Genomic DNA, 10,090 nt, shown 5'->3' on the forward strand with positions numbered 1-10,090 from the left:
GCAACGAAACTGGAGAACCCCATGGCCAACAACGTCGATGTCACCAATGCCAACTTCGAGCAGGAAGTTCTCAAGGCCGACACGCCGGTTCTGCTCAAGTTCTGGGCACCCTGGTGCGGTCCCTGCAAGGTAATGGCGCCGGTGGTCGACGAGGTCGCCGAGGAGCGCAGCGGTAACCTCAAGATCGTCAGCATCAACGTGGATGATGCGCCCGAGATCGCCGCCGAGCAGGGCGTGCGCGGTGTCCCTACCGTCATGCTGTTCAAGTCCGGTGCCAAGGTCGCCTCCCTGGTGGGTGCTCAGTCCAAGTCCCAGCTGGCACAGTTCATCGACCAGAACGCCTGACCCCCGGTACTCGACCCCGCGCAACGCCCCGGCCATGGCCGGGGCGACGTTGTTCATGGCGCCTCATCCTCGGGCGTGCGCTCCGACAGCGGCCGATCGGGCCGGGCATTCTGCTCGGCTTCCCCGGGCCCCAGCAGGTGGGCCATCCAGCGCGTCTGGGGATGGCTGTCCAGGGCGATCTTCAGGGTCATGGTGAGCACCACCGACAGCAGTAGCCCCACCGTCCCGAAGATCCAGCCCCACACCACCAGCGACAGGAAGGCCACCAGGGTCGAGAGCCCCAGAGCCCGCCCCATCACCCTGGGCTCGACGATATTGCCGAGCAGGAAATTGATGCCCAGGTAGGCCGCCGAAAGCAGCAGCACATCCACCAGACCGCCCTCCGGCGAGACCAGCAGCAGCAGCACCGGTGGCACAGCGGCAAGGGCCGAACCGATATTGGGAATGTAGTTCAGGGCAAAGGCCAGCACGGCCCACAGGAAGGGAAAGTCGACGCCCACCAGCAGGCAGGCCACCCACACCAGGCCACCGGTAACCAGGCTGATCAGGGTCTTCACCGCCAGGTAGCGTTTCAGGGTCTGGCTGAACTCACTGAAGCGCTCGAGGCTCGGTGCCGGATTGGCCAGGGCGCGCGATACCTTGGCGCGGAAGTGCAGGGTCTCGAACAGCATGAAGACCACCAGCAGGCCAACGATCACGCTCTGCACCAGCAGGTTGCCGATCTCGCCGAGCAGGGTCGGAACCCAGCCGCCCAGCTGTTCGACATCCAGCAGGCCGGCCAATCGTTCAGGCTCGATGGCCAGCCCCAGGCGCGCCAGGCCGTCCAGCAGCCCGAAGTAGTACTCCTGCAACTTCTCCTCGATCCCCGGCAGGGCCTCCACGAAGGTTCCGAAGCTGTTGACCAGCAGCAGGCCCACCAGCGAGAAGAGCAGACCGATCACCACCAGGGTCAGCCAGACCGCCGCCCTCAGGCCGAGCCCCAGGCGGTTGAGCCACTGAACCGGCCCGCTGCAGATCACCGCGATAAAGACCGCCAGCAGCAGCGGCACCAGCAGGCTGGAGCCGGTCTTCATGCCGGCCACGACCACCACCAGGGCCGCCAGCCCGAGCATCAGATTGAGGGGGACGATGCCCCGCCCCGCCTCCTCCTGGTTCGACATCGCGCCCTCTCCTCCTCCCCGGCCAGCTTCCATCATGCCCGCGCACCGGGTCGGCAACAACGTTGGCCGGCCTGACCGGGAACCAATGCCGCGACTCTCCCTCGAAGCTGCGTGGCATGTCGCCACGCCATCATCGCAAGGAGGCCAGGATGACCCCGCTACGTTCCGCTCGGCAACTGCTGGGTGGCCTGCTCATCGCCACTCCCCTGCTCGCCGCCCCGGCGCTGGCCGCGGGCGAACCACAGCGTCATCTTCATGTCCAGGCCGAGGCCACCCTGTCGGTGGCACCGGACAGGGCCACCCTGAGCGCACGGCTCTGGGAACGCACGCCTTCTATACGCCGCGAGGAAGAACACACCGGTGACCCGGACGCCCTGCGTGAAGCCCGAGAACGCCTGGAGCGCCGCGCCGCCGAGCTTATCGACACCCTGGAGAACGCAGGCTTCGAACGCGATGCCATCAGCGCCGGCTCGCTGGCGGTCCAGCCCGAGCACCTTGCCGGCAGCCGCCGTGAGGATGGCGAGCGCGAGACACTGGTGCGGACCCGCCTGGAGCGCCCCTTCCGAATCCTGATCGACGACCTGGAGCGGCTTCCCGTCCTGCTCGACGCCCTCACCGAGGCCGGCGTCAACGCCCTGGACGGCGTCAGCTACGACCTCACCGACCGCGATGCCGCCACCGACGAGGCGCTGGTCAAGGCGCTGGAGAAGGCCCGCCACAAGGCCGGGCTGATGGCCGACACCCTCGGCATCACCTTAGGGCCGGTGGCCAGCGTCAGCGAGACCCGCGCGCCGATCTTCCAGCCGCGCATGATGACCATGGCCGCCGATGCCCGCGAAAGCGCCGCTCAGGCAGAATACCGCCCCGGCACCCTGGAGATCGAGGCCGGCGTCAGCGTCAGCTGGGAAATAGAGTAGCGCCTAGCGCCTAGCGCCTAGCGCCGAAGATCATGTCTCCACCGCTGGCGTCAACGAAGAACCCCCGCCGGATGCGATCCGCGGGGGTTCTCGTTATCTACCTCAACACTTGCCGCCCGCTAACGAGCGGCTGGGCGCTAGGCGCTTGCAGCTAGGCGCTCAGTTGATCGTCTCGACGCCGCCCATGTAGGGCCGCAGTGCCTCGGGGACCGTGACCGAGCCGTCGGCGTTCTGGTAGTTCTCCAGCACCGCCACCAGGCAGCGCCCCACCGCCAGGCCGGAGCCGTTGAGGGTGTGCAGCAGCTGCGGTTTCTTCTGCTCGGGGTGACGGAAGCGCGCCTGCATCCGCCGGGCCTGGAACGCCTCGCAGTTGGAGACCGAGGAGATCTCCCGGTAGGCGCCCTGGCTCGGAATCCACACCTCCAGGTCATAGGTCTTGGCGGCGCCGAAACCCATGTCGCCGGTGCACAGCGTCACCACCCGGTAGGGCAGCGCCAGCGCCTGCAGGATCGCCTCGGCGTGGCCGCGCATCTCCTCCAGGGCCGCGTAGCTCGTCTCCGGCGCCACCAGCTGCACCATCTCCACCTTGTCGAACTGGTGCTGGCGAATCATGCCGCGGGTGTCGCGGCCATGGGAGCCCGCCTCGCTGCGGAAGCAGGGGGTATGGGCGGTGAGCTTCAGCGGCAGCACCTTGTGCTCCAGGATCTCGTCCCGGGCGAAGTTGGTCAGCGGCACCTCGGAGGTGGGGATCAGGTGGAAGCCGCGCTCGTCGTCGAGGTGGAACAGGTCCTCGCCGAACTTGGGCAGTTGGCCGGTGCCGAAGAGCGACGCCTCGTTGACCATATAAGGCACGTAGCACTCCTCGTAGCCGTGCTCGAGGGTCTGCTTGTCCAGCATGAACTGGGCCAGCGCCCGGTGCAGGCGGGCGATGGGGCCACGCATCACCGCGAAGCGCGCCCCGGTCAGCTTGGCGGCCAGATCGAAGTCGAGATTTCCCCTCAGCGCACCGAGATCGACATGATCCCGAACCGTGAAGTCGAATTCCCGCGGGGTACCCCAGCGGTGCAGCTCGACGTTCTCCTCCTCGCTCTCGCCCGCCGGCACGCTCTCGTGGGGCAGGTTGGGAATCCCGCTGACCAGGTCGTCCCACTCGGCCTGCACCTCGGCGAGGCGCACCTTGGCGGCGACCAGGCGCTCGCCCAGGTCGCTCACCTCGTCGAGCAGTGGTTGGATATCCTCGCCGGCGGCCTTGGCCTTGCCGATCGCCTTGGAGCGGGTGTTGCGCTCGTTCTGCAGGGACTCGGTCTCGGCCTGCAGCTCGCGGCGCCGGGACTCCAGCGCCTCGAGCCGCTCGGTGTCGAGGATAAAGCCCCGCTTGGCCAGTCGTTGGGCGACCGCGTCGAGGTCGCTGCGCAGCAGTTTGGGATCGAGCATGGAATCCGGTCCGTTGCAGTCGGTGATTGAAGGGTGGAGGTAACAGGGACGAAACAGGGCGCCATTGTAGGCAAAAGGCCGCAGGGGCGCCACGCGCCCGCCTTTCCCGTCCGCCCGGGAGGCCCTATCATCTCCTGCATGTCACGCGCCCACGCCCTTCGCCTCGCCGCCCTGCCCCACCCCCTGCCGCTGCCGGGGTGGACGGCATGACGCCGCGCGCCTGGCGCCTCGCCCTGCTAGCGGTTCTCGGGCTGTTGGTCGCCGCCGGGCTCTGGTCGATGTGGCAGTGGCAGTACGCCCAGGCGGGCCGAGAGGCCGAACGCCACGCTCAGACGCGCCTGGCGCTCTACACCACCACGCTACAGGGGGCCCTGGAGCGCTTCGCCTACCTGCCGGGGCTGCTGGCCCGCCAGCCCCTGGTGCAGGCGGCGCTGCTCGATGAGGTGGGCATCTTCGACGCCCAGGTCAACGCCCACCTGGCCGAGGTGGCCGAGCGCTCCGGCGCCGAGGCGATCTTCCTGATGGATGCCGAGGGTGTGACCGTGGCGGCCAGCAACCACGCCACCGAAGACAGCTTCCTCGGCCACCGCTACTCCTTCCGCCCCTACTACCGCGACGCCGTGGCAGAGGGCAGGGGCGAGTTCTTCGCCATCGGCAGTACCACCGGCCGAGCGGGCTACTTCGTCTCCGCCGCCGTGACGGGCGGAGCCGAGAGCGCGCCTCTCGGCGTGCTCGCCCTCAAGGTCTCCCTGGAGTCGCTGCAGGAGAGCTGGCGGCGCGCCGGCGAGAAGGTACTGCTCTCCGACGCCAACGGCGTGGTGATCCTCTCCAGCCGCCCGGAGTGGCGCTACCGCCGCCTCGGCGAGCTCTCGCCCGGTGCCCTGGCGGAGATCCGCGACCAGCGCCAGTTCCTCGACGAGCCGCTGCACCCTCTGGGCGAGCGCCTGGCCGACGGTACCCTGCGCACCGGCAGCGACGGCCTGGGCGAGCGCTTCCTCGACCTGAGCCTGCCCCAGGCCACCCTGGGCTGGACCATGCACTACCTGGCGCCGGTGCGCCCGCTCTACGTCAGCGCCCGCAACGCCCTGCTGGCCGCCGCCGGCGCCACCCTCGCCCTGCTGCTGCTGGGGCTCTGGCTACGCGAGCGCCAGAAGCGCCAGCGCCTGCGCGACCGCGAGGCGCGCATCATCCGCGAGGCCAACGAGCGCCTGGAGGCGCGGGTGGCTGAGCGCACCCAGGAGTTGGAGGCAGCCCAGGCCGAACTGGTCCAGGCCGGCAAGCTGGCCGCCCTGGGCACCATGGCCGCCGGCATCGCCCACGAACTCAACCAGCCGCTGTCGGGCATCCGCACCTTCGCCGCCAACGGCGAGCGGCTGCTCGCCCGCGGCCGCCCGGAGGCCGCCGAGGCCAACTTCCAGCGCATCCAGGCGCTGTGCGAGCGCCAGGACGCCCTGATCCGCCAGCTCAAGCTGTTCGCCCGCCGCGGCGACCGCCAGGAAGCGGTGGACCTGGCCGAGCGGCTCGACTTCGTGCTGGAGCTGCTCGACGAGCGCCTCGCCGAGCAGGGGGTGAGCCTGGTGCGGCCCGAGCCCCCGGGGCCGCCGCCGCGGGTGCTGGGCGACCCGCTGCGCCTCGAGCAGCTGCTCACCAACCTGCTGCGCAACGCCCTCGACGCCCTGGGCGGGGTCGCCGCGCCGCGCCTCGAGATCCGCCTGCGCCGCCAGGTCGAGCGGGTGGTGCTCGAGGTGGCCGACAACGGGCCGGGCATCGAGGAGGCCGCCCTGTCGCACCTCTTCGACCCCTTCTTCACCACCAAGGCGGTGGGCGACGGCCTGGGGCTGGGGCTGTTCATCTGCTTCGGCATCGTCCAGGACCTGGGCGGCCACATCGCTGCCGGCAACCGCGAAACGGGCGGCGCCTGGTTCCGGGTGGCCCTGCCCGGCGCCCCCGAGGAGGCCATCCATGCAGGAGAGTCCCATGTCGAGCGCTGAGGCGCTGCCGATCTGGCTGGTGGACGACGACCCCGATGTGCGTGAATCACTCGGCCAGTGGCTCGAGGTCTCGGAGCTGGCGGTGCGCCCCTTCGCCGAGGCCCCCGCGGCCCTGGCCGCGCTCACCGCCGGCGACGCCTGCGGGGTGCTGGTCAGCGACGTGAAGATGCCCGGCATGGACGGCCTGGCGCTGCTGGACGAAGTGCAACGCCTGGAGGAGCCGCCCCCGGTGGTGCTGATCACCGGCCACGGCGACGTGCCCATGGCGGTGGCGGCGATGCAGGCCGGCGCCTGGGACTTCGTCGAGAAGCCCTTCGCCCCGGAGCGCCTCGAGGAGTGCGTGCGCCGCGCCCTGGAACGCCGCCGCCTGGCCCTGGAGAACCGCCGCCTGCGCCACGCCCTGCGCGAGGGCGACCTGGCCGGCCGGCTGCTGGGGAGGGCGCCGGCCATGCGGCGCCTGCGCGACCAGCTCGCCAACCTGGCCCCGCTGCGCGCCAACGTCCTGGTGCACGGCGAGACCGGCAGCGGCAAGGAGGTGGTGGCGCGCTGCCTCCACGACCTCGGCCCCGGCCCCGACACCCCCTTCGTGGCTCTCAACTGCGGCGCCCTGGCCCCGGAGCTGATCGAATCGGAGCTGTTCGGCCACGAGAAGGGCGCCTTCACCGGCGCCCAGGAGCGGCGCATCGGCAAGCTGGAGCACGCCAGCGGCGGCACCCTGTTCCTCGACGAGGTGGAGTCGCTGCCGCTGGCCGCCCAGGTCAAGCTGCTGCGTGCCCTGCAGGAGGGCGAGATCACCCGCCTGGGCAGCAACACCGTGCAGCGGGTCGACCTGCGGGTGGTGGCGGCCAGCAAGGTGGACCTGCTGGCCCTGGCCGCCGAGGGGGACTTCCGCGAGGACCTCTACTACCGGCTGGCCATCGCCGAGCTGGTCCTGCCGCCGCTGCGCGAGCGCCGCGAGGACATCGCCCGGCTCTTCCGCCACTTCTGCCATCAGGCCGCCGAGGTCCACGACCGCCCCCGGCGCGAGCCCGACGCCGCCCTGCTCCAGGCCCTGGAGCGCCACGCCTGGCCGGGCAACCTGCGCGAGCTGCGCAACGCCGCCACCCGCTTCATCCTCGGCCTCGAGATCCCCTGCCTGGACGCCGCCGCAGAGGGCGACGGCTCCCTGGCCGCCCAGGTGGCCGCCTTCGAGGCGGCCCTGCTGCGCGCCGCCCTGGGCCGTCACGGCGGCAACATCCAGGCGGTGATGGCGGAGCTGGAGCTGCCGCGTCGCACCCTCAACCAGAAGATGCAGAAGCACGGCCTGCGCCGCGAGGCCTTCCTCGGCGACGACGACGCCTGACCCCGCCCTGCCCATCGGCAAGATCTTGCCGATGGACCCCGCCAGCCTCGGCGAAAAGTCGCCGATACCGCCCGCCCGGGCCCCGGCCGCCTCGCGGCCTGCCAACGCAATCCATTGAAACGCAACGCCTGTCACCGAAGCTGGCAGGCTTGTCGCTATGTCAGGGCGTGTCACAACCATAACGTTCAGCACACGGAGACCCGCCATGCACAAGCGCCAGTTCCTCAAGTCCGCCCTCTGCCTCGCCACCGCCACCGCCGCCGCCCTCGGCCTGGGTGCCGCGACCGCCAGCGCCGACAACGGCAGCGAAGGGGGGCAGTACATCATGGGCACCGCCACCACCGGCGGGACCTTCTATCCGGTGGGGGTGGCCCTCTCGACCCTGGTGCGGGTCAAGCTGGAGCCGACCCACAACCTCTCGGTCTCCGCCATCAGCTCCGCCGGCTCCGCCGAGAACCTGCGCCTGATGGACGACAACCAGGCCCAGTTCGGCATCCTCCAGGCCCTCTACGGCGCCTGGGCCTGGCACGGCGAGGGCCCGGTGCCCAAGGCCTACGACAACCTGCGCTCCGTCTCCATGCTGTGGCAGAACGTCGAGCACTTCGTGATGCGCAGCAACCGGATGGAGAGCGGTACCATCGACGATCTGGGCAATCTCTATGGTCGCGGCTTCTCCATCGGCGCCCGCAACTCCGGCACCGAAGGCTCCGGTCGGCAGATTCTTGCCGGTCTCGAGATCGACCCCGAGCGGATGAACCTGGCCTACCTGGGCTATGGACCCAGCGCCGACTCCATGCAGAACGGCAATATCGACGGCATGAACATCCCCGCCGGAGTGCCCGCCTCCGCGGTGACCAGCGCCTTCGCCAACATGGGCAGCAACATCTCGATCCTGAATGTCACGGACGAGCAGCTCGAGCGCATCAACGCCGACTACCCGGTGTGGACCCCCTACGAGATCCCCGCCGGCACCTACCCGGGCCAGGACGAGCCGGTCCGCACCATCGCCCAGCCCAACATCCTGGTGGTCAACGCCGACGTGCCGGAAGAGCACGTCTACCAGATCACCAAGGCGATGTTCGAGAACCTGCCCTTCCTCAACAACATCCACCCGGCGACCCGCGACATGGCCCTCGAGAAGGCCCTCGACGGCCTGCCCATGCCCCTGCACCCCGGCGCCGCCCGCTACTTCGAGGAGCAGGGGCTGGTCATCCCCGCGCATCTGCTGGAGGGCTAAGACCCCTATCTCCATACCGTTGCCAGAGCCTGCTGCCGCCACCCAAGGCGAGGGGCGCCGGGGGCAGGTCGACGAGAAGGTCTCGACCTGCCCCCGGCAAAGCCCCATGACGCTGCCGGCGACACTTCCCATCCACGTCAGCTCCGCGAGAACACCCATGAACGCAACGCCCACTCCCGAGGTGCGCGACGAAGCCGCCAGCGAAGCCCCCGAGCGCCTCGAGCACCCCTGGCTCGGCCGGGTGCTGTTCGCCCTGGCCATCGTCGTGGCCCTGTCGCATCTCTACTTCAACACCCTCGGCACCCTCTCCGAAGTGTGGGTCAGCGCCCTGCACTTCGGCATGTTCGGCCTGCTCTGCGCCCTCTCGGTGCCGATGCTCAAGACCCGCTCCGCCGGCAGCGCCCGGCTGGTCCTGGCGGTGGACATCCTGCTCGGCCTGGCCGCGGTGGGCTGCGCCCTCTACCTGATCGGCTTCGAGGACGCCCTCTACGCCCGCGGGGTACGCTTCTCAACCGCCGACTGGATCGTCTCCATCGTCGCCCTGGCGCTGATCCTGGAGTTCGCACGCCGTACCACCGGCTGGTTCATTCCCCTGCTCTGCCTGGTGGCGCTCACCTACGTGGCCTGGTGGGGGCGCCATGTGAGCGGGGTGTTCGGCTTCCCCGGCCTCTCCTGGGAAACGGTGCTGTTCCGCAGCTACCTGGGCGGCGACGGCATGCTGGGCTCCATCGCCCGCATCTCCTGGTCCTACGTCTTCATGTTCATCCTGTTCGGCGCCTTCCTGGTACGCTCCGGCGCCGGCGACTTCATCATCGAGCTGGCCCGCTGCGCCGCCGGGCGCTTCGTCGGCGGCCCCGGCTTCGTGGCGGTCTTCTCCTCGGGGCTGATGGGCTCGGTGTCCGGCTCCAGCGTGGCCAACACCGTCTCCACCGGGGTGATCACCATCCCGCTGATGCGCAAGGCCGGCTTCCCGCCGCGCTTCGCCGCCGGGGTCGAGGCGGCGGCCTCCACAGGCGGCCAGCTGATGCCCCCGGTGATGGGCGCCGGGGCCTTCATCATGGCCTCCTACACCCAGGTCTCCTACCTCACCATCATCGGCGTGGCGGCCCTGCCGGCGCTGCTCTACTTCCTCTCGGTGGCGATGTTCGTGCGCATCGAGGCCAAGCGCAGCGGCGCCCAGCACGTCGAGACCGAGGAGGCGCCGCGCTTCCTCGAGGTGCTCAAGGGCGGCTGGCACTTCCTGCTGCCGCTGGTGGTGCTGGTGGCCGCGCTGATCTACGGCTTCACCCCCACCTACGCCGCCGGCATCGCCATCCTCTCGGTGGTGGTGGCCTCCTGGCTCTCCAAGGCCCCCATGACCCCGACGGTGGTGATGGAAGCCTTGGTGCTCGGCACCCGCAACATGATCACCACGGCGATCCTGCTGCTCACCGTGGGGCTGATCGTCAACGTGGTCTCCACCACCGGCATCGGCAATACCTTCTCGCTGATGATCACCGACTGGGCCGGGGGCAGCCTGCTGATCACCATCGTGCTGATCGCCATCGCCTCCCTGGTGCTGGGCATGGGGCTGCCGGTCACCGCCGCCTATATCGTGCTCGGCACTCTCTCGGCGCCGGCCCTCTACGGCCTGATGGCCCACGGCCAGCTGGTAGAGCTGCTCA

General features: G+C 69.9%; 8 protein-coding genes. 6 read left to right on the forward strand and 2 right to left on the reverse strand.

What is annotated here, in order from left to right; genetic code table 11:
* Positions 1-21: 21 nt before the first annotated feature.
* Positions 22-345 (forward strand): thioredoxin, encoded by a 324-nt coding sequence (gene trxA, locus J5F18_RS14990; protein WP_346302250.1) that lies wholly within the window; start codon positions 22-24, stop codon positions 343-345.
* Positions 346-398: 53 nt separating this feature from the next.
* On the opposite strand, the gene J5F18_RS14995 is transcribed toward trxA, so the two are convergent.
* A complete protein-coding gene (locus J5F18_RS14995) occupies positions 399-1,505 on the reverse strand; it encodes an AI-2E family transporter (protein ID WP_346299368.1) in 1,107 nt (368 codons plus the stop codon).
* Between the two features lie 149 nt (positions 1,506-1,654).
* Between J5F18_RS14995 and J5F18_RS15000 the strand changes: the two genes are divergently transcribed.
* Positions 1,655-2,422: an SIMPL domain-containing protein gene (locus tag J5F18_RS15000; RefSeq protein WP_346299369.1), complete on the forward strand. Its 768-nt coding sequence runs from the start codon at positions 1,655-1,657 to the stop codon at positions 2,420-2,422.
* 159 nt (positions 2,423-2,581) lie between these two features.
* Here J5F18_RS15000 and serS read toward each other — a convergent pair whose 3' ends face one another.
* Positions 2,582-3,856: a serine--tRNA ligase gene (serS, locus tag J5F18_RS15005; protein WP_346299370.1), complete on the reverse strand. Its 1,275-nt coding sequence runs from the start codon at positions 3,854-3,856 to the stop codon at positions 2,582-2,584.
* A gap of 206 nt (positions 3,857-4,062) precedes the next feature.
* Here serS and J5F18_RS15010 point away from each other — a divergent pair, with 206 nt between their 5' ends.
* From J5F18_RS15010 to J5F18_RS15025, 4 genes are all read left to right on the forward strand, one after another.
* Positions 4,063-5,847 carry an ATP-binding protein gene (locus J5F18_RS15010; protein WP_346299371.1) on the forward strand — a complete coding sequence of 595 codons (1,785 nt, stop codon included), beginning with the start codon at positions 4,063-4,065 and terminating at the stop codon, positions 5,845-5,847.
* Entirely contained in the window at positions 5,834-7,189 is a 1,356-nt protein-coding gene (locus J5F18_RS15015) for a sigma-54 dependent transcriptional regulator (RefSeq protein WP_346299372.1), read from the forward strand. Before J5F18_RS15010 ends, J5F18_RS15015 begins: the two co-directional genes overlap by 14 nt.
* Before the next feature lie 205 nt (positions 7,190-7,394).
* A complete protein-coding gene (locus tag J5F18_RS15020; RefSeq protein ID WP_346299373.1) occupies positions 7,395-8,426 on the forward strand; it encodes a TAXI family TRAP transporter solute-binding subunit in 1,032 nt (343 codons plus the stop codon).
* A 157-nt stretch (positions 8,427-8,583) separates the two neighbouring features.
* On the forward strand, positions 8,584-10,090 hold a 1,507-nt coding region (locus tag J5F18_RS15025; RefSeq protein WP_346299374.1), incomplete at its 3' end, for a TRAP transporter fused permease subunit.

It is taken from the genome of Halomonas sp. BM-2019, assembly GCF_017584085.1.

Coding starts and splice junctions, on each gene's coding strand:
- trxA (WP_346302250.1), top strand. CDS start 22: ATGGCCAACAACGTCGATGTCACCAATGCCAACTTCGAGCAGGAAGTT.
- J5F18_RS14995 (WP_346299368.1), bottom strand. CDS start 1,505: ATGTCGAACCAGGAGGAGGCGGGGCGGGGCATCGTCCCCCTCAATCTG.
- J5F18_RS15000 (WP_346299369.1), top strand. CDS start 1,655: ATGACCCCGCTACGTTCCGCTCGGCAACTGCTGGGTGGCCTGCTCATC.
- serS (WP_346299370.1), bottom strand. CDS start 3,856: ATGCTCGATCCCAAACTGCTGCGCAGCGACCTCGACGCGGTCGCCCAA.
- J5F18_RS15010 (WP_346299371.1), top strand. CDS start 4,063: ATGACGCCGCGCGCCTGGCGCCTCGCCCTGCTAGCGGTTCTCGGGCTG.
- J5F18_RS15015 (WP_346299372.1), top strand. CDS start 5,834: ATGTCGAGCGCTGAGGCGCTGCCGATCTGGCTGGTGGACGACGACCCC.
- J5F18_RS15020 (WP_346299373.1), top strand. CDS start 7,395: ATGCACAAGCGCCAGTTCCTCAAGTCCGCCCTCTGCCTCGCCACCGCC.